Origin of the sequence: Photorhabdus hainanensis (assembly GCF_018448965.1) — a bacterium.
Lineage (GTDB): Bacteria > Pseudomonadota > Gammaproteobacteria > Enterobacterales > Enterobacteriaceae > Photorhabdus > Photorhabdus akhurstii.
The window spans coordinates 125,237-149,435 of the sequence record NZ_RCWD01000007.1 but is presented as its reverse complement, the minus strand read 5'-3'; the positions used below and the strand labels follow the sequence as shown (position 1 = coordinate 149,435).

At 40.7% G+C, this 24,199-nt stretch carries 26 protein-coding genes; 15 read left to right on the top strand and 11 right to left on the bottom strand.

Translation table 11 applies throughout. The annotated features are described in order from the left end of the window. Nucleotides 1–2 precede the first annotated feature (2 nt). The 3 genes from EAE92_RS06615 to EAE92_RS06605 form a co-directional block, all read right to left on the bottom strand. Nucleotides 3–377 carry a hypothetical protein gene (locus tag EAE92_RS06615; protein ID WP_246545039.1) on the bottom strand — a complete coding sequence of 125 codons (375 nt, stop codon included), beginning with the start codon at nt 375–377 and terminating at the stop codon, nt 3–5. Between the two features lie 113 nt (nt 378–490). Further along, complete coding sequence (locus tag EAE92_RS06610) at nt 491–724, bottom strand: helix-turn-helix transcriptional regulator (RefSeq protein ID WP_110091041.1); 234 nt, start codon at nt 722–724, stop codon at nt 491–493. A gap of 438 nt (nt 725–1,162) precedes the next feature. Beyond that, entirely contained in the window at nt 1,163–2,026 is an 864-nt protein-coding gene (locus tag EAE92_RS06605) for a YicC/YloC family endoribonuclease (protein ID WP_214067497.1), read from the bottom strand. Nucleotides 2,027–2,152: 126 nt separating this feature from the next. On the opposite strand from EAE92_RS06605, the gene rph reads away from it, so the two are divergent. After that, nucleotides 2,153–2,866: a ribonuclease PH gene (gene rph, locus EAE92_RS06600; RefSeq protein WP_214067496.1), complete on the top strand. Its 714-nt coding sequence runs from the start codon at nt 2,153–2,155 to the stop codon at nt 2,864–2,866. An 86-nt stretch (nt 2,867–2,952) separates the two neighbouring features. Beyond that, a complete protein-coding gene (pyrE, locus tag EAE92_RS06595) occupies nt 2,953–3,594 on the top strand; it encodes an orotate phosphoribosyltransferase (RefSeq protein WP_214067495.1) in 642 nt (213 codons plus the stop codon). Nucleotides 3,595–3,653: 59 nt separating this feature from the next. Here the strand turns inward: pyrE and slmA are convergent, their stop codons facing one another. The 3 genes from slmA to coaBC all read right to left on the bottom strand — a co-directional run bounded on the left by slmA (nt 3,654) and on the right by coaBC (nt 6,024). After that, complete coding sequence (gene slmA / locus EAE92_RS06590) at nt 3,654–4,253, bottom strand: nucleoid occlusion factor SlmA (protein ID WP_036778585.1); 600 nt, start codon at nt 4,251–4,253, stop codon at nt 3,654–3,656. Between the two features lie 117 nt (nt 4,254–4,370). Then, nucleotides 4,371–4,829, bottom strand: a complete 459-nt coding sequence (gene dut / locus EAE92_RS06585; protein WP_036811181.1) for a dUTP diphosphatase — start codon at nt 4,827–4,829, stop codon at nt 4,371–4,373. Further along, nucleotides 4,807–6,024: a bifunctional phosphopantothenoylcysteine decarboxylase/phosphopantothenate--cysteine ligase CoaBC gene (gene coaBC, locus EAE92_RS06580; protein WP_214067494.1), complete on the bottom strand. Its 1,218-nt coding sequence runs from the start codon at nt 6,022–6,024 to the stop codon at nt 4,807–4,809. The genes dut and coaBC overlap by 23 nt, the downstream gene beginning before the upstream one ends. 197 nt (nt 6,025–6,221) lie before the next feature. Between coaBC and radC the strand changes: the two genes are divergently transcribed. The 7 genes from radC (at nt 6,222) to EAE92_RS06545 (ending at nt 12,214) form a co-directional block, all read left to right on the top strand. Continuing rightward, complete coding sequence (radC, locus tag EAE92_RS06575; protein ID WP_214067493.1) at nt 6,222–6,914, top strand: RadC family protein; 693 nt, start codon at nt 6,222–6,224, stop codon at nt 6,912–6,914. 240 nt (nt 6,915–7,154) lie between these two features. After that, nucleotides 7,155–7,391, top strand: coding sequence for a 50S ribosomal protein L28 (gene rpmB / locus EAE92_RS06570; RefSeq protein ID WP_011148921.1), 237 nt, complete (start codon nt 7,155–7,157; stop codon nt 7,389–7,391). Nucleotides 7,392–7,402: 11 nt separating this feature from the next. Further along, nucleotides 7,403–7,570 (top strand): 50S ribosomal protein L33, encoded by a 168-nt coding sequence (gene rpmG, locus EAE92_RS06565; RefSeq protein WP_010847629.1) that lies wholly within the window; start codon nt 7,403–7,405, stop codon nt 7,568–7,570. A gap of 174 nt (nt 7,571–7,744) precedes the next feature. Then, nucleotides 7,745–8,866: a glycosyltransferase family 4 protein gene (locus EAE92_RS06560; RefSeq protein ID WP_214067492.1), complete on the top strand. Its 1,122-nt coding sequence runs from the start codon at nt 7,745–7,747 to the stop codon at nt 8,864–8,866. Between the two features lie 187 nt (nt 8,867–9,053). Continuing rightward, the gene (locus EAE92_RS06555; protein WP_214067491.1) at nt 9,054–9,959 is read left to right on the top strand and encodes a glycosyltransferase family 9 protein; all 906 of its coding nucleotides are present in this window, start codon (nt 9,054–9,056) and stop codon (nt 9,957–9,959) included. Next, entirely contained in the window at nt 9,940–11,058 is a 1,119-nt protein-coding gene (locus tag EAE92_RS06550; protein ID WP_214067490.1) for a glycosyltransferase family 4 protein, read from the top strand. Before EAE92_RS06555 ends, EAE92_RS06550 begins: the two co-directional genes overlap by 20 nt. Beyond that, nucleotides 11,039–12,214, top strand: coding sequence for a glycosyltransferase family 4 protein (locus EAE92_RS06545; RefSeq protein WP_214067489.1), 1,176 nt, complete (start codon nt 11,039–11,041; stop codon nt 12,212–12,214). The genes EAE92_RS06550 and EAE92_RS06545 overlap by 20 nt, the downstream gene beginning before the upstream one ends. A 33-nt stretch (nt 12,215–12,247) precedes the next feature. Here EAE92_RS06545 and rfaL read toward each other — a convergent pair whose 3' ends face one another. After that, nucleotides 12,248–13,465 carry an O-antigen ligase RfaL gene (gene rfaL / locus EAE92_RS06540; RefSeq protein WP_246545038.1) on the bottom strand — a complete coding sequence of 406 codons (1,218 nt, stop codon included), beginning with the start codon at nt 13,463–13,465 and terminating at the stop codon, nt 12,248–12,250. A 119-nt stretch (nt 13,466–13,584) separates the two neighbouring features. On the opposite strand from rfaL, the gene mutM reads away from it, so the two are divergent. Next, nucleotides 13,585–14,394 (top strand): bifunctional DNA-formamidopyrimidine glycosylase/DNA-(apurinic or apyrimidinic site) lyase, encoded by an 810-nt coding sequence (mutM, locus tag EAE92_RS06535; RefSeq protein WP_214067487.1) that lies wholly within the window; start codon nt 13,585–13,587, stop codon nt 14,392–14,394. 82 nt (nt 14,395–14,476) lie between these two features. Here mutM and coaD read toward each other — a convergent pair whose 3' ends face one another. The 3 genes from coaD to waaA are packed head-to-tail and all read right to left on the bottom strand — an operon-like array spanning nt 14,477 to nt 17,010. Further along, nucleotides 14,477–14,959 carry a pantetheine-phosphate adenylyltransferase gene (gene coaD / locus EAE92_RS06530; RefSeq protein WP_065388863.1) on the bottom strand — a complete coding sequence of 161 codons (483 nt, stop codon included), beginning with the start codon at nt 14,957–14,959 and terminating at the stop codon, nt 14,477–14,479. Further along, on the bottom strand, nt 14,959–15,732 hold the full coding sequence (locus EAE92_RS06525; RefSeq protein WP_214067486.1) for a glycosyltransferase family 2 protein: 774 nt from the start codon (nt 15,730–15,732) through the stop codon (nt 14,959–14,961). Before EAE92_RS06525 ends, coaD begins: the two co-directional genes overlap by 1 nt. Continuing rightward, nucleotides 15,733–17,010 (bottom strand): lipid IV(A) 3-deoxy-D-manno-octulosonic acid transferase, encoded by a 1,278-nt coding sequence (waaA, locus tag EAE92_RS06520; RefSeq protein WP_036811212.1) that lies wholly within the window; start codon nt 17,008–17,010, stop codon nt 15,733–15,735. Between the two features lie 222 nt (nt 17,011–17,232). On the opposite strand from waaA, the gene rfaQ reads away from it, so the two are divergent. Genes rfaQ through EAE92_RS06500 form a run of 4 tightly spaced genes read left to right on the top strand, consistent with a single transcriptional unit; the run spans nt 17,233 to nt 21,655 of the window. Beyond that, nucleotides 17,233–18,297 (top strand): putative lipopolysaccharide heptosyltransferase III, encoded by a 1,065-nt coding sequence (rfaQ, locus tag EAE92_RS06515; protein ID WP_214067485.1) that lies wholly within the window; start codon nt 17,233–17,235, stop codon nt 18,295–18,297. Continuing rightward, nucleotides 18,294–19,424, top strand: a complete 1,131-nt coding sequence (locus EAE92_RS06510) for a glycosyltransferase family 4 protein (RefSeq protein WP_214067484.1) — start codon at nt 18,294–18,296, stop codon at nt 19,422–19,424. The genes rfaQ and EAE92_RS06510 overlap by 4 nt, the downstream gene beginning before the upstream one ends. Then, complete coding sequence (locus EAE92_RS06505; RefSeq protein WP_214067483.1) at nt 19,421–20,524, top strand: glycosyltransferase; 1,104 nt, start codon at nt 19,421–19,423, stop codon at nt 20,522–20,524. Before EAE92_RS06510 ends, EAE92_RS06505 begins: the two co-directional genes overlap by 4 nt. A 45-nt stretch (nt 20,525–20,569) precedes the next feature. Continuing rightward, the gene (locus EAE92_RS06500) at nt 20,570–21,655 is read left to right on the top strand and encodes a glycosyltransferase family 9 protein (RefSeq protein ID WP_214067482.1); all 1,086 of its coding nucleotides are present in this window, start codon (nt 20,570–20,572) and stop codon (nt 21,653–21,655) included. A gap of 111 nt (nt 21,656–21,766) precedes the next feature. Here EAE92_RS06500 and EAE92_RS06495 read toward each other — a convergent pair whose 3' ends face one another. After that, a complete protein-coding gene (locus tag EAE92_RS06495; protein ID WP_214067481.1) occupies nt 21,767–22,768 on the bottom strand; it encodes a glycosyltransferase family 8 protein in 1,002 nt (333 codons plus the stop codon). Nucleotides 22,769–22,949: 181 nt separating this feature from the next. Between EAE92_RS06495 and EAE92_RS06490 the strand changes: the two genes are divergently transcribed. After that, nucleotides 22,950–23,909: a polysaccharide deacetylase family protein gene (locus EAE92_RS06490; protein WP_214067480.1), complete on the top strand. Its 960-nt coding sequence runs from the start codon at nt 22,950–22,952 to the stop codon at nt 23,907–23,909. Nucleotides 23,910–24,199: the final 290 nt, after the last annotated feature.

Genomic DNA, 24,199 nt, shown 5'->3' with positions numbered 1-24,199 from the left:
GTCTATCGACTTTTCGAGGCAAGCGCGGGCATTGCATATTTTTCCATCATGTAGCGCTTCATTTCAGCGATGCTGGGAGCGTTTGGGAGAGTGTAAAGATACCCCCTTCCCAGTAGCTCATCCCCTAAATCTTTCGAGTAGACATGAAGTCGCTCGAAGGGATTTCTCATCTCTAGTATATATTGAACACGATATTTTTTATATTTACAATGATTCATACTTTCAAGTTTAGTATATGTTTCCTTCATCTCGGTTCTATTATTAAATCGACTTACAACGCTGAGTTTATCAGCCCTCATTTTTAACTGTTGATCTCTGATGTTTTTGCCAACGTCATGTGAATAACAAAAATCTATGTTGCGTTTGTTCAGTAACATTTATATCCCTTACAGAAATAACTATCGGTATGGGATAGTGAGTATTGAATCAGATAATCACTATCCATATAGATGTACATATAACGTGCTATTAGAGCAATGAACTTTGTGGCTCAATTTTTTCTTGTTTCTGATAGCGGTACTTTCTGGCGACTAGCTATCCATCGCAGTATTTCTTCCTCTCTCCATGTGACTGAACGAGAAGAAGCATTTGCATCATCAGAGCCGCCAGTTAGACGGACGGGTTCAGGAAAATGGCCTGCTTTGATTTGGCGATAGAGCGTAGCTCGTGAGAAAGCGCAGTATTCAAGGACTGTTTTCAGTTTGATTAGAAGTAAAGAATTCATCGTAAAAACCTGTTCGATTTACGCATCCAATTGATGCAAAACGCCTTTACAGATTTTCAAAACAGCTAAATTTTTGTGTTAAATGGGAGTTCTGATTATCAGACTTCACTAAAAATCGCCTAAAATGGCCTTTTGAGTTTGAAACAAATGAAATCTGATCGTCAGATTTAGGTACGAGGTATAGTGTTATGGCGAAGGTGGAAAAGCGTTTGGAAGCGGAAGAATTGACTGCTCGAAAACAGAGAAACAAGGATTATCAAAATAGACGCCAAGAAGGGGGTGTACTTAAATGCGTGTACTTGAAACTGAACAAGTACACTTTAAGCACGCGCTGTAGTGATACGATATGAGACTATATAAAACGAAAAAGGCCATGATTTACAATGGCCTTTTTGTCCACATGAGACTTTGTGAGACGAGAAGAGATCGCCTGAAACCTTACTCAATATTCTGAATCTGCTCCCTCATCTGTTCGATTAGCACCTTCAATTCAATAGCGGAGTTAGTGATATCGGCGTTGATAGATTTGGAGGCAAGCGTATTAGATTCGCGGTTGAATTCCTGCATCATAAAATCCAGGCGGCGGCCGACTGCTTCTTTTTTCTTCAGAATATTACGGGTTTCTTTGACATGGGCATTAAGGCGATCTAGCTCTTCTGCCACATCAAGACGTTGGGCCAGTAAAACCAACTCTTGCTCAAGACGGTTATTTTCGAGCTGTACCTGCGCTTCTTCCAGTTTGGTTTGCAGGCGTTCCCGTTGCCATTGCATGATTTCAGGCATTTGTTGGCGAACTTTACTGACTTCTTCGGTCACCGCGTCCAAACGTTGCTCAATCATAATTTTAAGTGCATTGCCTTCGGCTTCACGGCTTTGAATAAAGGCATCCAGTGTTGTATCCAGTTCTTGCAACAATTGGGTGTTGATAGCATCTAAATCTTGCTCTTCTGCTGCCATAACGCCAGGCCAACGCAGAATATCAACAGGGTTGATTTCACCTTCGTTGCTCTGTTGTTTGACCCAGTTCGCCGCATTGACTAGCTGTTTTGCTAAAGTTTCATTCAGGATAAGTTCGCCTTGAGTACGTGAGTCCAGTTCAAAACGCAGGTTGCACTCAACTTTCCCGCGAGTCAGACGGGAACGAATACGTTCACGGATTACCGGTTCCAAGCTTCTGAATTGTTCTGGTAGGCGAATATAAGTTTCTAAATAACGTTGATTAACGGAGCGCAGCTCCCAAGCCGCATTTCCCCATTTACTTTTGATATCTCGCCGTGCAAAAGCTGTCATACTACGGATCATGATTCGTTCCCAATTTAAACAAAAGATTAAGAGATTATAACGCTCGTTGTAGATGCAGGATAGGCATTAGCCCGGTTAGGCCGTATAATGCGCCCCCAATAATGATCTAACAACGGAGATAACACTATGCGCCCAACAGGAAGAGCGGCAGAACAAGTGCGTCCTATTACTATAACCCGTCATTATACTAAGCACGCGGAAGGTTCGGTTCTAGTAGAGTTTGGGGACACCAAAGTGTTATGTAATGCATCCGTTGAAGACGGGGTTCCGCGTTTCTTGAAAGGTCAGGGACAAGGTTGGGTTACCGCTGAGTATGGCATGCTACCGCGTTCTACTCATACCCGAAATGCTCGTGAAGCGGCTAAAGGCAAGCAGGGAGGACGTACGATGGAAATCCAACGTTTAATTGCCCGTTCGTTGCGTGCCGCGGTTGATCTGAAAAAACTGGGCGAACACACCATTACACTGGATTGTGATGTTATTCAGGCTGATGGCGGTACTCGTACAGCTTCTATTACGGGGGCTTGTGTCGCGTTAGCTGATGCGTTGAATAAAATGGTTGAAGCAGGCAAGCTGAAAGAGAGTCCTCTGAAATCAATGGTTGCCGCAGTCTCTGTTGGTATTGTGGATGGCGAAGGCCGTTGTGATCTGGAATATGTGGAAGATTCCGCCGCTGAAACTGATATGAACGTCGTGATGATGGAAGATGGTCGGATGATTGAAGTGCAAGGCACTGCGGAAGGCGAGCCATTTAGTCATGATGAGTTGTTATCCTTATTGGCCCTTGCCAAGGGAGGATTAGAGGATATTTTTGCAGCGCAGAGAAATGCATTAAAATAATAAGTTGATCAAGGCGACGGAATAGTCGCCTTTTTTATGCCTGTTGTATGGCGGATAACCATGACTAAGAGAGAGGAGAGACACCAATGAAAGCCTATCAGCGCGAATTTATTGAGCTTGCGCTAAGAAAACAGGTACTGAAATTTGGGGAGTTTACCCTGAAATCAGGACGTAAAAGCCCGTATTTTTTTAATGCCGGGCTGTTTAATACAGGGCGTGATTTGGCGTTAATCGGGCGTTTTTATGCAGCAGCATTGTTGGATAGCGGTATTCAGTGCGATTTGTTATTCGGTCCTGCTTACAAAGGGATTCCAATTGCAACGACAACGGCAGTTGCACTGGCAGAGCATCATGATATTGATATGCCATATTGTTTTAACCGTAAGGAAGCTAAAGATCATGGCGAAGGCGGTACTTTGGTTGGTAGCTCACTTAAAGGCAATGTTGTTTTGGTTGATGATGTTATTACCGCAGGCACAGCTATCCGTGAATCTATGGAGATTATCAAGCAGCATAATGCGACACTTGCCGGCGTGATGATTTGTCTTGATCGTCAGGAACGTGGGAATGGTGAAATCTCGGCAATTCAGGAAGTGGAAAGAGATTATGGTTGCAAAGTGTTTTCTATCATTACCTTAAATGATTTGATTAATTATTTGAGTGGTCAGCCAGAGATGAAAGATCATCTGGATGCAGTAAAAGCCTATCGTGCGCAGTACGGTATCTGATAGATAAGCTTTAAAAAAAGCCCTCGCCCAATAACGGGCGGGGTGAGTAGTAGAACAACTTATTGTAACTGAGCCAATAATAATGGCCAGCGTGCTTCAAATTCCTGCGTTGGACGATAGTGGAACTCAGAGCGTACAAAACGTGATAGCATCCCTTCACAAAACGCGAGTAACTGGGAAGCTAATAACGACTCATCATAACTGAAACCTTGCCCATCACGTAATTTTTTCTCTTTTAAAACTTGACGGATCTGTACTTCAATTCGTTCAAATAACTGGTTTATGCGCCCTTGCAGCCGGTTTTGTTCAAACATTAGAGCATGACCGGTCATGATGCGGGTCAGACCTGGATTTTTTTCTGAAAAACCTAGAATCAGGATCAATATCAGGCGAATACGAGTCGTGGTATCTTTCTCGTCTTGCAGAATCAGGTTAATCCGTGAAATTAATGAGTCTTCAATGAACTCGATCAAGCTGTCAAACATCCGGGTTTTACTAGGAAAATGCCGGTATAGGGCAGCCTCGGAAACGCCTACGTTGGCGGCCAATTTAGCGGTAGTGATTCGATGGCTGCCATCACTGGATTGCAACATATGCGCCAGCGCTTGTAAGATTTCCTCGCGCCTGTTTCTTTTCTTTGTATTTTCGTTTTCTGCCATGTCTGACAAGACCCTTGTTAAGAACAGCAAAACAAATAGATCAGTAATTCTCCGCTCAACGGTATGTTGAGCAAAGAATATGATAATGGGTTAAATGGTATTAGGTTTTACGGGGACTTATTGGCGACCGGAATGACCAAAACCACCGCTGCCTCTTTCGCTGGCTTCAAAATCTTCTACCAGATTGAATTCAGCCTGGACGACGGGTACAAAAACCATTTGAGCGATACGTTCGCCTGGCTGGATAGTGAAAGTTTTATCACCACGATTCCAGACGGAAACCATTAGTTGACCTTGGTAATCAGAATCGATCAAACCCACCAGATTACCCAGAACGACGCCATGCTTATGTCCAAGGCCGGAGCGGGGCAGAATAACGGCTGCCAATTGTTCATCGCCAATATGAATAGCAAGCCCGGTTGGAAGCAGTTCTGTTTGGCCTGGAGCCAGTTCTACCGCATTATCCAGGCAAGCCCGCAAATCTAAACCAGCGGAGCCTGGCGTGGCGTAAGTCGGCAAAGGAAATTCTTTCCCGATACGTGGGTCAAGAATTTTAACGTCGATTTTTTTCATCATAGCGTCTGACTATCTCGTCTAATAAATGGTGGCTAAGTAATAACTTATTACTATGAGGTAAGCGGATTTCTCCCTCATGCCAGAACAAATGTAATGCATTAGTATCACTGTTAAAGCCGTGGCCGGTAAGGGATACATCATTGGCACAAATCAGATCCAAATGTTTTTGGTTCAGTTTTTTTCGTGCGTATTCTTCCACATTCTGGGTTTCAGCCGCAAATCCAACCACAAAAGGGCGGTTTTCTTGCATTGCGGCTACATTGGCAACAATATCCGGATTTTTGATCAGGGTAAAAGTGATCTCATCACCCTGTTTTTTAATTTTTTCGGCGGCAATCTGTTTAGCGCGATAGTCTGCAACCGCGGCACAACCAATGAAGATATGCTGTGAACCCGCTACTGCCTGTACTTGTTCATTCATTTCCAGAGCGCTGGTAACGTCGATTCGTTTGACTCCTGGTGGTGTCGGTAAATTAACGGGGCCTGTGATAAGGGTGACTTCTGCGCCACGTGTTGCCGCAGCCTGAGCGATAGCAAACCCCATTTTGCCGGAGCTGTGATTGCTGATAAAGCGAACCGGGTCCAATGCTTCCCGGGTTGGTCCGGCGGTAATAGCAAGTTTTAGATGAGCTAAGTCTTGGCTGGATTGAAAATGTTGTTCAGCGAGTTCAACAATCGCCATAGGAGTTAGCATCCTGCCGGGACCAACGTCGCCACAAGCTTGGCTGCCGTTATCCGGTCCCCACAGAAGAACCCCCCGTTCTTCAAGAAGCTTGAGATTATGTTGTGTTGCCTGAGCTCGAAACATCTGTTGATTCATTGCGGGCACTGCGGCAATTGGGGCTGAGGAGGCTAGGCAGACAGTGGTTATGAGATCATTTGCCATACCGACTACCAGGCGCGCCAGTAAATCAGCGGTAGCAGGGGCGAGAATAATTAGATCGGCCCATTTGCCAAGTTCAATATGTCCCATAGCCGCTTCTGCTGCTGGATCTAACAAGTCATTAGAAACAGGATGACCAGAAACCGCCTGCAACGTCATTGGTGTAATAAACGCTTCTGCTGCTGGTGTCATCACTACACGTACTTGTGCGCCGCGATCACGCAGGCGACGTACCAGCTCGGGAGTTTTGTAAGCGGCTATCCCTCCGCTGATACCGAGCACAATCTGTTTGCCGGAAAGTCCTGCCATCATGAGTGTCCGAATATTAAGTTGCAAGGGGCCAAGATTTTATCACAAGAGATTACAGAGTTGAGCAGAGTCTGAACTTTGATTGTAAAAAAGGATAAATTTGCGAGCGGCTACGCAGCTCCTAAATATGATATTCGCCCTGATGTTTAAGGCGTGGAATACTGTTTGTATCAGGTAAAACCGGGCAGGGAGATGAATATATGGAATTTAATGTTGCTGAAAATACAGGAGAAATATATTCAAATTTAGCTCCCAGAGAAAAATTGTTGGCTTATGGTTCGGTTTCTCTGACAGATGCTGAGTTACTGGCTATTTTTTTACGTACCGGGACCAGAGGACTTCCTGTTTTACGAATGGCTGAATTTCTATTGAAAGAATTTGGGTCCTTGTACCATTTACTCTCTGCTGATTATGACACTTTTTGTTCTCATAAAGGAATGGGATTAGCCAAGTATGCACAATTACAGGCTATTGCAGAACTGGCAAAGCGTTTTTTCTCCAGCCAGTTCATGCATGAGGATATTATGAGTAGCCCAAGTGTGACTCAAGAGTATTTGCAAAATCTATTATCCGGGCGTGATAGGGAAATATTTGTTGTGTTGTTTCTCAACAATCAAAATAGAGTCATCTGTCATGAGGAGATGTTTAAAGGCACCATTAATAAAGTTGAAGTTCATCCTCGTGAAATTGTCCGATCGGCGATAAAGGTGAATGCTTCATCCGTTATTTTGGCTCATAATCATCCATCAGGACATGCAGAGCCGAGTTTGGCAGATAAGATTGTTACAGATAAAGTGATTGATGCCTGTAATTTGGTTGGTGTAAAAGTGCTGGATCATCTGGTTATTGGCCGGCAATGTTGTGTCTCATTTGCTGAGCGAGGATGGATTTAAGCTAACTTTTTCAAGATCCTTGTGGATCTTTGGTTGTGCGGGACTTGAGCGTCAGCGATTGAGGGCGTATACTACGCCACCTTTGAGGATCTTTGGTTTGGCGAGAAGAGCCTATCTCAGCACATTTTCTGAGTAAATGTGAGTCTTTTCAGTAGAATTTGCTGAGATGGGCTCCTAAGCCTGACGAGGCGGCCATACCCAATACAAAGCTCGAGCTGATTTGATTTTTGGAGAATAGACATGTCCCGAGTCTGCCAAGTTACTGGCAAACGCCCGATGAGTGGTAATAACCGCTCTCATGCATTGAATGCGACTAAGCGTCGTTTTCTGCCTAACCTGCATTCCCACCGTTTCTGGGTTGAGTCCGAGAAGCGCTTTGTGACTCTGCGTGTATCTGTTAAAGGTATGCGTGTGATTGATAAGAAGGGTATTGACGCAGTTTTGGCTGAACTTCGTACCCGCGGTGAGAAGTACTAAGGAGCTGAAAAATGGCTAAAGGTATTCGCGATAAAATTAAGCTAGTTTCTTCGGCTGGTACTGGTCACTTCTATACCACTACGAAGAACAAGCGTACTATGCCTGAGAAACTGGAAATGAAAAAATTTGATCCAGTTGTTCGTCAGCATGTTATGTATAAAGAAGCCAAGATTAAATAAAATTTTGGTTGATTTGATAAAAACCCGGCCTAGGTCGGGTTTTTTGTTGCCTAGAGGGTTTTAACAGATATTCACTGATTCTTCTCTGCATTTCATATATATCCTGTTATTCGTAGACGTAAAATGTCGTTTCGCTATACTAACGCCTTCCGGTAGGCTGAATATGAAACCGAAATGGCTAAAGAAAAACTAAATATTTTACATACGGAATCTTCTTGTGGTTGGGGTGGTCAGGAAATCCGTATTCTGACGGAATCCCAAGGAATGATAAGACGTGGACACAAAGTGGTTATTGTCTGTTGTCCCGGTTCTAATATCTACCGTGAAGCAAAATCTTATGGTGTGCCGGTAGTAGCCCTGCCTATTGAGAAAAAGCGGTTGTCCTGCTTTCTTGCTATGCGTCGTTGGTTGCAAAAAGAAGGTCGTCAATTTGACGTTATTAATACACATAGCTCGACAGATGCATGGTTGGTTGCTGCGGCTTGCACGACGTTAAGGCATATGCCGCCAATGGTCAGAACCAGGCATGTTTCTACCCATGTTTCTAATTCAATATCAACTCGTTGGTTGTATTTGAGAGCGTGCCGACATATTGCGACTACAGGTGAAAAATTACGTCAACATCTGCATGCTAATAATCGTTATCCATTACAGCATATGACATCAGTGCCTACCGGCATCGATTTAGAGCGTTTTCGACCGGAAGATAAGAAAGTTTGCCGTCAGCGGATTGGGATTCAAGATAAACCGACATTAGGTGTCGTTGCGACCATGAGAACTTGGAAAGGGCATCGCTATCTGTTAGAAAGTTGGAAAGTTCTGCGCCAGAAATATCCTGATTGGCAACTTTTGTTTGTGGGTGATGGTCCACAACGTAAGTCATTGGAACCATTAGTAAAGCGAGAAGGCTTGTCAAACAGTGTCATTTTTTTAGGCAACCGTCAGGATGTTCCTGATTGTTTGAATGCGATGGATTTATTTGCATTACCTTCTTTTGGTAATGAAGGCGTGCCACAAGGCATTATGCAAGCAATGGCGTGTGGAATACCTGTGGTATCAACCTCTGTTGGTGCAATTGCCGAAGCGGTCGTTGATGGTGAAACGGGTTATATCGTGGAACCTAGAAATACAGAGTTATTGACGAAAAGTTTAGATTTGTTGATTCATAATAATGAACTGCGCTTGCAATTCAGTCATTCTTCATTAAAGCGGGCAACTGCTTTATTTGGCATAGATAATATGTTGGATAAAATGGAAAATATCTTTTTTCACAGCATTAAAGGTAAGAAACGTTAACATTTTTTAAGATTTATTCTGGTTCTTTTTCTTTGATTTATGGTTTTGGGCAATATCAACTTATTGATATTAAACTACTTTAAGGTTGATTATTAGTTAAATCACTCTGTTGCGATCAATTGTATACAAGATGGTTTTTTTGTATATTTTGTTGAATTTTATAGCGGATTAATCAGATAATTGTTTTATGCAGATTGAGAATATTCTGGTCATTATTATAGCTCGTTTCGGTGATACCTTACTGGTAACGCCGGTAATCTGTGCTTTAAAGCAGAAATGGCCTAGTGTGAATATTGACGTTATGGCTCATAAAAGGACTAAACAGATCCTTGAAAATATAAATGATATCAATAAATTGACTGCTTTTTCGAAAGGTAAGGCAAAATGGTGTGGTTGGTTTACCCGTAAACATTATGACTTAGCTTTAGTCTATAGTGACGATAAACCTTTATTACAGTATGCAAAACGTAAATCGCGCTTAACAGTTTCGTTTTCAGATAAGTCCACGTTGCAATCTGATTGGCTAACTGTGGAAAAGCCAAAGGTGCTGATGCCAGCTCAACAGGAACGGGCCATGCTTGCTGGTGCGGTAGATGTTGAGGTAAGTGACTGGCGGTTGAATTATTGTGTTAGTGAAAAGGAGTTACATTTTGCTGATGGTTTTGTGCGGCAGAATCATTTAGAGAACAAGCTCCTGATTGGTTTTCAGTTACAAAGTTTCCCGGCAAAAGCTTATCGTGATTGGCCGGTTGAACATTTTTACCAATTATCGCAACACATTTATAGCCGTTATCCCCAGTCGCATATTATGTTATTAGGCAGTACTGACGGTAAAATTGCTGCACAGTCACTGGCAAAAAGATTAGGCGCTGAAAAGTGTACTTCATTGGTTGGTAGGCTAACAATGCGACAGAATGCAGCAATAATGAGTAGACTTGATTTGTATGTTGGTGTTGATACAGGGCCGACACACTTAGCCGGTGCATTGGGTATCCCGATGTCTGCAATATCTGTTGAACAAGTCTGGCAGGCAGCGCAAAAGTTACTAGAAACTATGTCGTCAGGAAGAAAAGATGAAAATAGGTTTGGTTGATGTCACTGTAACTATGTCTTACGGTGGTATTCAGACGGCAGTCTGGGAACTTGCGAAAGCGTTGACTGATGCCGGGCATGAGGTCCATATTTTTGGTGGAATAGGGGATGTTCAGCCAGAGCTCAATGGAAGAGCAATCCAGGTTCATACTTTTCCATTTATTCCCAGAGAGAAAGTAATTAATATTGGTCGACGTTTCCAACGTATTATTGAACGTTACTCGTTTGCTCGCCATGCTCGCGGTACAGTTGTTACTGAAGATTTTGACTGGATTATTTTGACGAAGCCATTTGATTTTTTCTGGCCTCGAATGATGCCAAAAGAGAGTCGCACCAAATTTTGTTATATGAGCGGCGGCACCAGTTTTTTCAAGGGCGACAGAAAGCTGAGTAAGCGAATTTCAGCTTGGGTAGCATGCAGCCATTTTAATGCCTGGCAGATTCAGCACCATTTTAAACAATTTCCGAAGGTGATTTACAATGGTGTTGATATTAATAAATTCAGGCCGATAGACTCTTCTGTCAGAACTCGTCTTGGGATCAGTGATAAAACATTTTTGCTGACCTTCGCCGGGCGGTTGGTTGGCTGGAAAGGCATACATGTGGCTATTGATGCAATGGCTCAGCTACAGGATAAAGATGTTAAATTGCTGATTATCGGGTCAGGTGAAGATCTGAAACGCTTGGAAAAGCGGGTTGCAGCACTGCGGCTGGAAAAACAGGTCATCTTCCATCCACCTGTAGGACATGATCAGTTGCCTGAATATTATACTGCTGGTGACGCGGGGATTTTCCCCAGTATTGGTGACGAAGCGTTTGGGATTACGATTGCGGAAGCGATGGCGTGTGGTAGACCAGTCATTGCCAGTTATATTGGAGGTATACCTGAGGTTGTCGGTAACGAAAATAATTCGGGTATTTTGGTCACGCCAGGGGATGTTTCAGCAATTGCCGATGCGGTTAATTTTTTATTGTCTCAACCAGACAGGAGGCAAAAAATGGGAAAAGCGGCTCGTCAACGGATTGAAACAATGTATACCTGGGAGCATTCAGCAAATCGTTTACTAAAAGCGATAAATAATGAAAATTGCCTATATTGATCCCTATCCGGTTCCTGATTATCGGGTAGCATCACTGCAAATTTTGCAGAATGTTGATGCATTTGCTCGCCAGGGAGCTAGTGTATATCTGGTTACGCCTGAAGGTAAAAATACCGCAGAGGAGATCTTGGGGCGTTCATTATCACTATCCGCTAAACTGATCTCTTTACGCAATATTCGGCGTAAATGGTATTTTCCATTCAATACCCAAAAAATGTTCTATTTCCAGGTTTCCCATTGGTTGAAGAGAAATGAGGTAGATGCCGTTTTTACCCGTAATCTGAAAATGGCAAAGTATTTATTATGTGAACATCCAGAAATTCCGCTGTTTTTTGAGAGTCATGAGATTTTTGCCCAATCCTTTAAAGAATCGCATGATTTAAGTAAAAATAAAAATCAGCGTAAGTATCAGAAGCTGAGAGAAATCGAGTACTTTGTTTATCGTCAATCTAGGATTATTTTCGTTCTGACGTCGTTACTCCGTGATGATATTATTAATGAATATAATGTCAGTACGCCAATAGTTGTTGCGCCGGATGGTGTGGATATGCTGGCAGTCGGGTCGATGTCGTTAGATAAACGTGTGTCAGACGGCGGTGAATTACCAACCCAGGTCCTTTACTTGGGGAGTTTACATCGTTGGAAAGGTGTTCCTACGGCTATCAAGGCGATGGTTTATCTTGAAAATACAGTATTGAATATTGCTGGTGGTGAACCAGAACAAATTCAGCAATTGCGACAGATTGCTAAACAAATGGGGGTTGGCGATAAAATCAATTTTCTTGGGTTTATTCAACCTAAATTACGTTTTCAGATAATTGCAGATAATGATATTTGTCTGTTGCCATTAACTAAAACCAGTATTGGTAGTCGCTATACTTCACCATTGAAATTATTTGAATATATGGCGATGGATAAGCCGGTGGTTATCTCCGATTTTCCTTCGATTCGTGATGTAGCTGATGAAAATGCGGTTAGTTTTGCTGACAGTGAAAATGCGGAGAGTTTTGCTCAACAGATTCAGTTTTTAAGAGATAATCCAGAAAAAGCTAAGTCACAAGTCAGTTATGCGAAAATGTTGGTGACAGAGCGTTTTAATTGGGAACAGCGAGCGAAGCTTATTATGCAGACAATATCAAAGGATATTTCTGCATAATAATCGGTTTGATAGTATAGCCGTGAGATCTGGTTAATCGTTTTTCTGCTGATATAGAGCAATCATCAGGCCGAATAGAATACCTATTTCATTGATATAGGTATTTTCAAAGGCTCCTCGGACGATAAATAATCCGATAAATCCCGTTAGTAGAATAATACTGGCTTGCCTTATTACGCCATTGTTACGGCTAATAGTATGGCTACCCGTGTACAACGCTGAGAAGGTCATCAGCAAAGTTGTGATCAGGCCGATTATCCCAGCGGCAAACCAGAGTGCCAGAAAGATATTATGAGGGCCGATGGATGTGCGGTATATCCAGTCTGGATAGTCAGCAGCTCGTTCGTTGTAAACCTTATGATAGACTTTATTGCCATAACCGTAGCCTTTAATCGGGTTTTCTAGAATCAACTCCAAAGCAGCTCCTTGGGTGCCATTTTTATAACGATGGCTGCTATCAGTTTGAGTCAGCTTCCAAAATAATAATTGAGTATTTTCATTGGCTATTATCGACGTGTGAGAAAGTACAAGTGAAACACTAAGGATTAAACTCGCTATTAAGGTCAGCTTCCATTCCCGATTAATAATAATGATAAAAGCAGTGATGATAGCGACGGCGACCCAAGCGCCACGGGCTAAGGTACCTAATAACAAAAACAGACTGATAGCAGAAGCGACAGCCAGTATTAGCCAACTCACTAAGGTATGTTTCTTCCACAATGCCCAAGTACACAGTAAGATGGGGAAATAGAAAATAAAGCCGTAAGAAAATTCTCGATGGTTGAAGTTGGTAAAAGGCATTTCACCTTTATTGTAGTTAATAATGTATTTACCAATATCAGTGAGGCATATTGCCAGCATACCAATGGCAAATGAGTACAAAATCATCTTGGCAATACTTTCTTTGTTTTCTTTGTACAGGACAACAGGAAAAGTAAAACTGAACAATAACAGCCCATTCAGGATGGGTTTATTCATATCCTTAAAACTCAATGCCGGATCGACGGAAATCGCCACTGAATAGAACATGGCTAAAACGAATAACAAAATGGACAGAAATAATGAGTTACGCATGGAGCGCATCACTTGACGAAAATCTGTCACCAGATAGGTTAGTGCTGTAATGCCAATAAGCACGATAACCAGGTTTTTATATCTCGTTATATCGGGCAGATAAACAAGGGCTATATAAATCCCAATGATGGATAGATTCCATAATGATCTTTTATCACGACTTTTAATATTAAACATATTCATCAATCTGCTTTCGTTTCTGTTGAGTTTGGTTGGAAATAATACATGAAAAGATTATCTTAATCTGCTCAGATGCAATAGAGTTGAAACAATATACATAGTTAGGAGTTATTACCATGCCAGAACTACCAGAAGTAGAAACCAGCCGGAGGGGAATAGAGCCACATCTGGTAGGGAATGTAATCCAGTATGCGGTAGTCAGGAATGGTCGGTTACGTTGGCCGGTGGCGGAAGAAATTATGAAATTGAGTGACCGGCTTGTGCTTAGCGTTCAACGCCGGGCCAAATATTTGCTGATTGAATTGGCAAATGGTTGGATTATTGTCCATTTGGGAATGTCGGGCAGCTTGCGTATCTTGCCAGAGGAGCGCCCTGCGGAGAAACACGATCATGTGGATTTAGTGATGGCGGATGGTAAGGTTTTGCGTTATACCGATCCCAGACGATTTGGGGCGTGGTTATGGAGCGATGATCTTGAACGGTGCTCGGTATTGGCTCATTTGGGGCCGGAGCCGCTTTCTAATGATTTTAACGGCTCTTATCTTTACACCCGATCAAATAAGAAAAAAACCTTGATTAAGCCCTGGCTAATGGATAACAAACTGGTTGTTGGAGTCGGTAATATCTATGCAAATGAGGCGTTGTTTACTGCCCATATTCAGCCTGATCGTCCCGCGCATACTTTAACTGAGCGTGAAGCCAATTTACTGGCGGAAACGATTAAGAAGGTCCTACAACGATCTATTGAGCAGGGTGGTACGACACTCAGAGATTTCCTGCAATCTGATGGTAAACCGGGCTATTTTGCTCAAGAGTTGTTTGTTTATGGCAGAGCAGGAGAGCCATGCCGAATTTGTGGTGAAAAAATAGAGAGTATTAAGCTTGGGCAGCGCAGTACTTTCTTTTGCCGTCACTGTCAGTATTAGTTGATATCGGATAGTTAGGGGAGGCGTTGCATAGGAAATATCCCGCTTTGTGACGCCTCCAGTGAACAGTGAATAGAGTAAATTACTTGCCCAGTTTTTTTAGCATGGCTTGGGCGATAGGTTCTGGCAGGAATGATGAGATATCGCCATCGTGGAGAGCGACATCTTTAATCAAGGATGAAGAGACAAACGAGAGATTTTGTGATGGCAGCAGAAAAACGCTCTCTAATTCGGGCATAAAGTGGCGGTTCATATTAGCAAGCTGCCATTCATACTCAAAATCAGATACTGAACGAAGGCCACGGATAAGGATATTGGCTTGCTGTTTTTTGGCGAAATTAGCCATCAATTCACAAAAACCCACCACTTCCACATTATCCAGATGTGAGGTCACCTCTTTTGCCAGAGTAATGCGCTCATCCAGAGTAAACATAGGATTCTTTCTGGCACTATTGGCGATAGCAAATAGAACGTGGTCAAACATATCTGCGGCGCGGGTGACGATATCGATATGACCGTAGGTGACAGGATCAAATGTTCCGGGATAAATGGCTTTGGTTTTCATCAATTTTTACCCTTCTGTTGTCTCTTTTCCCACAACGCGACGTACTTATTAAACGTATATTGAGCATTGACAATAGCTAGTACTAACCCTTGTTTACCATCAAGAAAGCCCGCTCGCAACAGCCAGGTTTTAAAAAAAGCCCCAAAAGCGTGACTGAAAATTGAGAAATAACCGCACTGTTTACCTTGTTCATAGCGCTGTTCTGCCCAGGCTTTAGCATAATTTAGTTGTTTTCTCTGAAATTCCATCAGATCACGGCAAGTAAGATGAAGTAAATCCCCTTGCAGAGTGACAACCGGCGAGCCATTGGTTTCAAGGGATTCATGAACCTGATTGTTATTGTATTGATAACGGTCACGGGCATAGAGGCGGATGACGCGATCCGGGTACCAGCCACTGTGTTTCATGAAACGGTCAAGAAATAGATTCCGGCGGGCGCAACTGTAGACTTTACTGTTATCAGCATGTGTTAGAGCTTGTTCTATGGATGCTCTGAGTTCTGGTGTTACACGCTCATCAGTATCGATCATAAAAATATAATCGCCAGAGGCATATTGCTGAGCTAGCTGACGCTGACGACCAAATCCGGGCCATTCTGTGTTGGAAAATACTTTTGCGCCCATTGCCTGTGCTATCTGGCAAGTATCGTCTGAACTACCAGAATCGAGCACGATGATTTCATCAGCCCAATGGACTGAGGTAAGACAATCTGCTATCAGATCCGCTGAATTCTTGGCGATCATGACAACGGAAAGACGTTTTTTGTCACTCATTCAGTGGCTCCGAGGTGGGAGATAGGGTTCCAGCAGTTTAAGCAGGCGTTGAAGAGCGCCTTGATTTTCATGCAGCACTTCTGCTGCGTGGCGACCATAATACAGGCGATAATCTTCGTCAGTCAGTAAGCTGTTGATCTCGGTGAACAAAGAGTGGCTGTCCGAAACGGTAATCAGACCATTAGCTTGATTCAGCTTGGCGCAGATATCTTTAAAGTTAAAGGTATGTGGACCCATTAGCACCGGAATAGCATGGGCTGCCGCTTCTAGCGGGTTGTGACCGCCACGTTCAACCAGACTGCCGCCAACAAAGGCCAGATCGGCAATACCATAAAGCAGCATCAGTTCACCCATCGTATCGCCGATAACAACCTGAATATTGGCGTCAGGGATTTTATCAGAACTGCGAAGAATATAGCTGAGTCCAGCTTTCTTGGTTAACTCTTCCGCTTTAATAAAACGTTCAGGATGACGAGGAACTAGGATCAATAACAGGCTTGGACACTGTTTCAGTAACTTGCAATGAGCATCTAGAATAATACTCTCTTCCCCATCATGGGTGCTGGTGGCTATCCAGACAGGCCGACGAGCAGCCCATTGGCGCCGTAATGTCACGGCTTTAGCGGCCAATTCAGGCGTTACTGAGATATCGAATTTCAAACTGCCGGTAATAGTCAGTTGAGAGCGTTTTAAACCCAGTTCAATAAAGCGTTCACCATCTTCTGGATTCTGAGCGGCAATCAAGGTAATGCTACGCAAAATTGTTTTTACGAAATTCCCTACTTTTTGGTATCCCGCAGCGGAACGTGCGGACAAACGGGCATTAGCAATGACCAGAGGAATGTTGCGTTGGTGAAGTTGGAAAATCAGATTAGGCCAAAGTTCTGTTTCCATGATAATGACTAACTTTGGATTAACTTGATTGAGGAAGCGCTCCATAGAACCGGGAAGATCGTATGGCAAATAGACATGATTAACATCATTTCCCAGAGCAGAAAGCACCCTTTCTGAGCCTGTTGGCGTCATCGTTGTCACGGTAATGGGTAAAAAAGGGTAGTGATGGCGCAAGGCTCTGACTAAAGGGATTGCGGCCAGCGTCTCACCCACGGAAACGGAATGGAGCAGGATGCCTCCAGCGGCAACTTTACCAGCACAGAAACCATAGCGTTCACCCCAGCGTTGACGGTAAGCCGGGGCTTGGCGACTGCGGAGCAATAAACGCAACCAAATCAGAGGTTGGATAAGGTAGAGAAGTACCTGATATAAACGCAGTAACATTCTATCAAATTCATTTACATAAATTAGCGCCAATAGTATCACATTGCTTCAAAGAAAGTATGAAAATGCGTATGGCTTCTAGAATCTGAACAGAATTAGAAAGGTAAATTAGGATTTTTAGGCAAGATCGTGCTTCTATTAATATGAAAGTAGCACGGATTTTTTGCAGCTTCTGCATATGGTCGCGGCAGCTTTTTCGTTTATCTTTATACTGGGAATGCAATGAGTAAATTACACGCTCAATTTGACCGTATTCTGATAATAAAGTTACGACATCATGGTGATGTATTATTAATTACACCAGTTATTAATACCCTTAAGGATAATTATCCTGAGGTGGAAATTGATGTTTTACTCTACAAAGAAACCGAACCAATATTGGCTGATTTTTCTTCTGTGGATAATCTATTTTCTATAGATAGACAATGGAAAAAACAAGGAACCAAAGCACATCTTGGTCATGAATGGAGATTGCTTAGACGATTAAGATATCGTCAATACGACTTGGTTATTAATCTAGCTGATCAATGGTATAGTGCATTTGTGGCACGATTTACTGGCGCAAAAGTGCGTATTGGGTTCGATTTAGTAAAACGACGCAGCCTGTTTTGGAAAAAATGTTTCACAAATCTTGTTCCGACAGAGCATAGCCAGTTTTTGCATATTGTTGAGCAGAATTTGTCAGCTCTTTCGTTGTTAAATCTTCCGTTGATCAACACCACAGTGACGATGAGTTACCGTCAGGAGGATAAAGAGATTGTTTTGGCGCTTCTTGATAAACATGGTGTGAATCAAAAATATATTGTTGTGCAACCAACATCCCGCTGGCTTTTTAAATGTTGGGATGAAAAAAAGATGAGTGAAACGATTAGTGCATTGCAGTCTGATGGTTGGAAAATTGTTGTTACCTCCGGGCCAGATCGTAAGGAGGAGGAGATGGTAGAGAAGATTTTAGCAAACTGTCCAAAAGAAAGAGTAGTTTCTTTTGCTGGCCAGTTAACTTTACCGCAACTTGCAGTGCTGATTGAGGGGGCTAATTTATTCATAGGGATGGATTCCGTTGCTATGCATATGGCCGCTGCGTTGAAAACACCGGTTATCGCTTTATTTGGGCCATCAAAGTTAGTATTCTGGCGTCCGTGGGAAGCGAAAGGTGAAGTTATTTGGGCTGGTGATTATGGTGATTTACCTGATCCTGATGATGTTGATACTAAAACGGATATACGTTATCTGAATGTCATTCCCAGTGATATGGTTATTGCCGCCGCCCGGAGAAATTTATTATGAAATTAGTACGTCTTGCGATTGTTCGGCAGAAATATCGTCCGGATGGTGGTGCAGAACGTTTTGTCTCCCGCGCCTTAGAAGCTTTAGGGAATGAAAACCTGGAGCTTAACGTTATTACACGTTCCTGGCAGGGAGATGTTAATCCTGATTGGCATGTGCATTTAGCAAATCCTCATAAATGGGGACGCATCAGCCGTGAGAGAGGATTTGCTAAAGCAGCCAAAGTAATATGGGAAAAAGAGCAGTTTGATCTTGTTCAAAGTCATGAACGTATTGCTGGTTGCAATATTTATCGTGCGGGTGATGGCGTTCATCAGCGCTGGCTACAGCAGCGTGCGCGTGTTTTATCTCCTTGGCGAAGCAAATGGCTTTTTACGAGTCGTTACCATCGTTATGTAATGGACGCTGAACAAAAGATGTATTCGGCGCCAGAGTTAAAAATGGTTATTTGTAACTCGGAAATGGTAAAAAGGGAGGTCATGACAGATTTTGGGCTTTCTGAGGAAAAAATATCGGTTATTTATAATTCGATAGACAATAAACAATTTTTTCCGGCAACGGAATCTCAGAGGATACAATTAAGGAAAGAACATAACCTTCCCGTACAGGCTAAATGTTTAGTTTATGTTGGTTCGGGGTTTGAGCGAAAAGGATTAAAAGCAGCGATTCAGGCAGTGAGTGCGACTGATGCCTATTTGATAGTTGTAGGGCAAGATAAGGAAGAGAAGAAATATAAGCAGTTAGTTAACTCGCTGGGATGCAATGGGCGAATTAGATTTATGGGTATTCAAAAAAAGACGTTGCCCTTTTATCAGCTTGCAGATGGCTTGTTGTTGCCGACCTTATATGATCCGTTTCCAAATGTGATACTGGAGGCGATGGCTTGCGGGCTTCCGGTAATAACCAGTACGACATGTGGCGGCGCTGAATTTATTAACTCTGGGAGTAACGGGTTTGTATGTGATGCCTTGGCTATTTCAGATATTACGGAAGCGATTCAGAATACGCCTTCAAATCATTTGAATAATAAAATGTCAGAATTAGCGAGAACGGGAATACTCTGTTATACACCGGAACATTTATCACAACAGCTCATTGGATTATACGAAAAGGTGCTTTCATCATGAAAGGACATATATTATTTATCATTGATGGATTACCTGGTGGCGGTGCAGAAAATGTCACTATCCGGCTTTGTGATGGTCTGCAACAGAGGGGATATGACGTTACGCTGCTCTCTTTGGCGGAGAAGTGTGAATATTCGGTACCTGATGGTATTGAACTGATCATTGATGCTGATAGGTACAAAGGGCTTTTTAGAAGACAGACTGAGATTTGCCGTAGGGCTAAATCTATGGATAAGGTTTTAGAAAAAGTTTTTCTTCGCAAGGGCATCCCTGCATTGATTGTTTCAAACTTGCATAAAACTGATCGTATTGTCGTGCAATCAAAAGTGTTAGCGGGGTTAAATGTATGGTTTTGTATTCACGGGGTATTTTCAAACTCATATCTTGGTAATAAAGCGGGATTATCTCGTTGGATCAAGAAACAAAAAATAAAGTGGACATATAATAACCGGAATTTAATTTGTGTATCTGATGCTGTAGGGAAAGATTTAAAAAATAATTTGTCACTTATGCCTAATGAAATGGTGACAATTTATAATCCTTTTAATATCCCAGATATTAAACAAAAATCACTGCAAAATAACCCTTATGCGGATGAAACCTATTTATTGCATGTTGGTAGATTTCACCGGGTTAAGCGGCATGATCGTTTATTAGAAGCGTTTGCGCAAGCAGATATTCCGTGTAAGTTATTGATTGTTGGTCACGGAGATGAGGCTATTACTCAACAGATAAAGCAGAAGATTGTGGATTTAAACTTACAGTCTAAAGTGATTTTAACGGGATTCCTGGAAAATCCATTACCTGTTATCCGTGGAGCTAAAGCAGTTGTCTTGAGTTCTGATAGCGAGGGGTTGGGTAACGTACTGATTGAATCATTGATTTGTGATACGCCAATTGTTAGCACGATGTGTCCCGGTGGAATCAATGAAATTATGGTTGGTGAGCTGGAGAAATATAAATCAGAGCTGACAGTTGATTCGCTTGCAGAGAAAATGAAGTTTGTCTGCTATGAACCTCCTGTAATTACAGAGGATATGTATAAGAAGTTTGATTTAGATATTATTTTGGCAAAATATTTAACTTTGCTAAAGAAATAAACATTGTTGTATCAGCTTTTTAAGCTTGGTTGTTGAGATAAGAGAATGAATAAAAAAAAGTTCCAGAAATTAAGAGAACTGAATAGAAAAAGAAATTACTTTTTGAAATCTCTAAAATTTAATTTTTTAAAATTATTTGTCGATAAAATCAGAAGAGATAACTTTATATCATCAGACATCAAAAAAGTTTTATTTTTGCGAGATGATGATAAGATTGGTGATATGATTGTATCCACGCCTGTTTTTAGAGAATTGGATAAAAAAGGGATAAAGCTCCATGTATTATCAGGGAAAGCGAACTACTGTGTGATTGAGAGTAATCCATATATTGGCAGAGTATATTTTTATCCCCAAAAAACTTTTGCTATTATAAAATTAGCATTTTCCTTAAGAAAGGAAAACTTTGATCTGATCATTGATATGGGTGAACAGATACCCATTATCTATCTTTTATTCATAAGAATAATTAATGCTAAATATGTTATTGGATTTAATAAAGAAAATATTAACACTTATAGTAAGAGCATTAAATATTTGGAATATAACTCTCATATTACAGAAAGATATAAACTTCTTTTGCACGCTATGGATATTAATCAATATAATATGAGATATGATATTCATATTCCAGCGGATACAATTGAAAAAGTAAATAACTTTTTATTAGGGTTATTAGATGGTATTACCGTAGTTATTAATCCGTTTGCCGCGGAAAGGAGAAGAGATATATCTAGAGAGCAATTAGTTGGTATTGTTGATTATTTCAAAGGTCTAGATAGTAAAGTTAATATTATTCTTATTGGTAAATTTGATAAGTTAAAATCGCTTTCTTATTTGAATGGGTGTATCTGTAACCCCTTTGGTGATTTTTTGAGCGCTGTGGAAATAATAAAGAATGCTGATTTAGTAATCTCTCCGGACACATCAATAGTCCATGTGGCAGCCGCTTATGAGAAAAATACAATCGCATTATATGGTAATGATCTTCATGGCAAATTTGTAAATAATGATGTTTGGGGGCCTGGAAATAAAAATGCAACCCAACTCATTAGTAAAAATGGAAAAATAGGTGATATCCCATTGTCTGATATCTACATGGCGATAACGGATAAGATACTCTCAATCCATTAGATATTATAATATTGCGTACATATTGGATTTCCATTTATTGGGATTATTTAATAAAGATATAGTAATAAAAGCACTGATGATTTTATCAGCGCTTTTATAGAGACAAGATATCTATAATTTTATTTTATAGTATCGGTACTTTGCATAATATTTTAGAAAATGGATAATCATTTTATTTTTGGCGTAAAATTTATAAGCTGCTCTTAATTGTGTTATATTTTTTGTTTCTAAAATATAAGGTGAATTTTTCCAGGGAGAATAGGCTGTGGCTTTTATGTAGAGTTTTGAACACGGTAATTCTGAATACCATGGGAACCAGGGCTTCTTATCACCAGCAAAATGTAAGAATACAATTTTATCTGTATTTAATATGTTTGAATTTACTTCTTGCGAGTTTACTAAACAATTGTATTTGTCATCTAAACATTCTATCTCGTTGGACAAGCAACCATTTATAGCATCTTGATCGGGGAAATCAAATTCTCTAGTATCATTTAAAACAAAATTAATGATTTTTTTAGTTAATTGCTTTTCTATCCAGGGTTTATTATTAAAAACAAGAACTCCTGAATTGAAATAATTCTTATCTTTTAGACCTAAAAATTCAATTCTTGATTTTGCCGAAGAATAGCAATCTCTGACAGCTTTTAATGTACTGTTGCTTGATTTTATGAATAGGTCTTCTATATTATTTATACATATGACATCACTGTCAACGTATAGAGAGTAGTCATTATTAGAAAAGTAAGGACATAATATTCTGAAAAAGGCAGCGATTGAGTATTTACTATCGAATTCCTTATTGTTAAGTATAGTATCCTTTAATTCATGAATGATTATTTTTATTTTTTTATCTTTAACCCATTCTTCAATGGAGTATTGGTAATTTAATAAATCATCAGAAGAAATAAAGTGATATACAAAACTAATGTTTCTGTTATTCTCAATTATTGAGGCAGTAGTCGTTATTGCATGCCTTAAATAATCATTGGTTACGCCAAAGAAGACATCAAAATGTTCCACAGAGGGATCAAATTTATCGCCTGGGAAAGCAAAATTTGTTACTTTACAGTCACCGAAACCGAAATTAATAATATTCTCTGATATTTCCATATGTTGCTTAATAGTAAGTGTATTATGAGCTGAAATAACATCTATATTGTTGATTTAACAATGCGAAGCATGAAATTTAATTAAGATATAGAGCTACTATACGTATGATAAGATAATTGCACTATTTTATAGATCTGCGTACTATAAAGCCATCATATTATTCTATTGTGGGCATATTCTGATGACTCGACCTGCATTTATTATCACTATAGACACTGAGGGTGATGACCTGTGGCAAAATCACGGTCAGATCTCGACAAAAAATACCCATTATTTACCAAGATTTCAGCATTTATGTGAGCATTTTGGTTTTAAGCCAGTTTGGTTGACGAACTATGAAATGGCAATGAATGATTTATACATTGAATTTGCCAAAGATATTATTGCCAGAGGGCAGGGGGAAATTGGTATGCATTTACATGCCTGGAATAACCCGCCACTTGTTCCTCTTACAGACGATGACATGCGTTATAAACCTTATCTGATTGAATTTCCAAAAGAACAAGTTAGAGCCAAAGTTGATCTCATGACTAAGTTATTGGAAGACAAACTACAGGTCAAAATGTTAAGTCATCGGGCAGGTCGTTGGGCATTTAATGAATATTATGCTGAATTGCTGGTGGAATATGGTTATCAAGTCGATTGTTCAGTAACACCACGGGTTAATTGGCGTTTCACCAAAGGCGATCCTAATGGTAATGGTGGAACTGATTATCGTTACTTTCCATCTTATGCCTATTTTATGGATTTGCAGGATGTTGCTAAAGAAGGTGATTCTTCTTTGCTGGAAGTCCCTATGAGTATTCAATATAAACACTCTCCGTTGATGAATTTCCTTAAACAGAAATATGACAGCTTACGTGGGAAACAGCGTTCTCCATCTGTTAACTGGCTAAGGCCAAAGGGGGGAAATTTGGAACAAATGAAAAAAGTGGTTCAGCAGACATTAGCAGAAGGCTGTGATTATGTTGAATTTATGCTGCATTCATCTGAATTTATGCCTGGTGGCAGTCCGACATTTAAAAATGAACAACAGATTGAATTACTTTATCGGGATCTAGAAGCACTATTTAACTACTTACAACCACAGGTTCAAGGAATGACATTGGCTGAATATTATCAATTTAAGAAGTCATCATGATTAATAAAATAGAATTAATATAGATTCACTTAAATTTGGGCAGATAATACTGCCTAAATTAGGTTAAGTGTTGAATATTTTGTTTAAATTAGTGTTCATTTTGTTAATAAGATTAAATTGAAAGCAGTTTTGTATAATATAATTCATGATAAAAATAGTTAAATAATACATTTGCTATTATTAGATTAATGGAAGAATATGGCTTAAATTTATTATTATAAAGCGATTATTTTAACGTTTGGATAGGAAAATAGATAATATGGGATAGGGTTTATAGCAAATTATCTGTT

Bases quoted from the DNA above. Each gene is read 5' to 3' on its own strand.
- EAE92_RS06545 (WP_214067489.1), top strand. From the start codon at position 11,039: ATGAAAATTGCCTATATTGATCCCTATCCGGTTCCTGATTATCGGGTA.
- radC (WP_214067493.1), top strand. From the start codon at position 6,222: ATGGAATTTAATGTTGCTGAAAATACAGGAGAAATATATTCAAATTTA.
- mutM (WP_214067487.1), top strand. From the start codon at position 13,585: ATGCCAGAACTACCAGAAGTAGAAACCAGCCGGAGGGGAATAGAGCCA.
- EAE92_RS06560 (WP_214067492.1), top strand. From the start codon at position 7,745: ATGGCTAAAGAAAAACTAAATATTTTACATACGGAATCTTCTTGTGGT.
- EAE92_RS06615 (WP_246545039.1), bottom strand. From the start codon at position 377: ATGTTACTGAACAAACGCAACATAGATTTTTGTTATTCACATGACGTT.
- rpmB (WP_011148921.1), top strand. From the start codon at position 7,155: ATGTCCCGAGTCTGCCAAGTTACTGGCAAACGCCCGATGAGTGGTAAT.
- EAE92_RS06500 (WP_214067482.1), top strand. From the start codon at position 20,570: ATGAATAAAAAAAAGTTCCAGAAATTAAGAGAACTGAATAGAAAAAGA.
- EAE92_RS06510 (WP_214067484.1), top strand. From the start codon at position 18,294: ATGAAATTAGTACGTCTTGCGATTGTTCGGCAGAAATATCGTCCGGAT.
- dut (WP_036811181.1), bottom strand. From the start codon at position 4,829: ATGATGAAAAAAATCGACGTTAAAATTCTTGACCCACGTATCGGGAAA.
- pyrE (WP_214067495.1), top strand. From the start codon at position 2,953: ATGAAAGCCTATCAGCGCGAATTTATTGAGCTTGCGCTAAGAAAACAG.
- coaD (WP_065388863.1), bottom strand. From the start codon at position 14,959: ATGAAAACCAAAGCCATTTATCCCGGAACATTTGATCCTGTCACCTAC.
- EAE92_RS06495 (WP_214067481.1), bottom strand. From the start codon at position 22,768: ATGGAAATATCAGAGAATATTATTAATTTCGGTTTCGGTGACTGTAAA.
- rfaQ (WP_214067485.1), top strand. From the start codon at position 17,233: ATGAGTAAATTACACGCTCAATTTGACCGTATTCTGATAATAAAGTTA.
- rpmG (WP_010847629.1), top strand. From the start codon at position 7,403: ATGGCTAAAGGTATTCGCGATAAAATTAAGCTAGTTTCTTCGGCTGGT.
- coaBC (WP_214067494.1), bottom strand. From the start codon at position 6,024: ATGATGGCAGGACTTTCCGGCAAACAGATTGTGCTCGGTATCAGCGGA.
- EAE92_RS06610 (WP_110091041.1), bottom strand. From the start codon at position 724: ATGAATTCTTTACTTCTAATCAAACTGAAAACAGTCCTTGAATACTGC.
- slmA (WP_036778585.1), bottom strand. From the start codon at position 4,253: ATGGCAGAAAACGAAAATACAAAGAAAAGAAACAGGCGCGAGGAAATC.
- EAE92_RS06505 (WP_214067483.1), top strand. From the start codon at position 19,421: ATGAAAGGACATATATTATTTATCATTGATGGATTACCTGGTGGCGGT.
- EAE92_RS06550 (WP_214067490.1), top strand. From the start codon at position 9,940: ATGAAAATAGGTTTGGTTGATGTCACTGTAACTATGTCTTACGGTGGT.
- EAE92_RS06525 (WP_214067486.1), bottom strand. From the start codon at position 15,732: ATGAGTGACAAAAAACGTCTTTCCGTTGTCATGATCGCCAAGAATTCA.
- EAE92_RS06490 (WP_214067480.1), top strand. From the start codon at position 22,950: ATGACTCGACCTGCATTTATTATCACTATAGACACTGAGGGTGATGAC.
- EAE92_RS06555 (WP_214067491.1), top strand. From the start codon at position 9,054: ATGCAGATTGAGAATATTCTGGTCATTATTATAGCTCGTTTCGGTGAT.
- waaA (WP_036811212.1), bottom strand. From the start codon at position 17,010: ATGTTACTGCGTTTATATCAGGTACTTCTCTACCTTATCCAACCTCTG.
- rfaL (WP_246545038.1), bottom strand. From the start codon at position 13,465: ATGTTTAATATTAAAAGTCGTGATAAAAGATCATTATGGAATCTATCC.
- EAE92_RS06605 (WP_214067497.1), bottom strand. From the start codon at position 2,026: ATGATCCGTAGTATGACAGCTTTTGCACGGCGAGATATCAAAAGTAAA.
- rph (WP_214067496.1), top strand. From the start codon at position 2,153: ATGCGCCCAACAGGAAGAGCGGCAGAACAAGTGCGTCCTATTACTATA.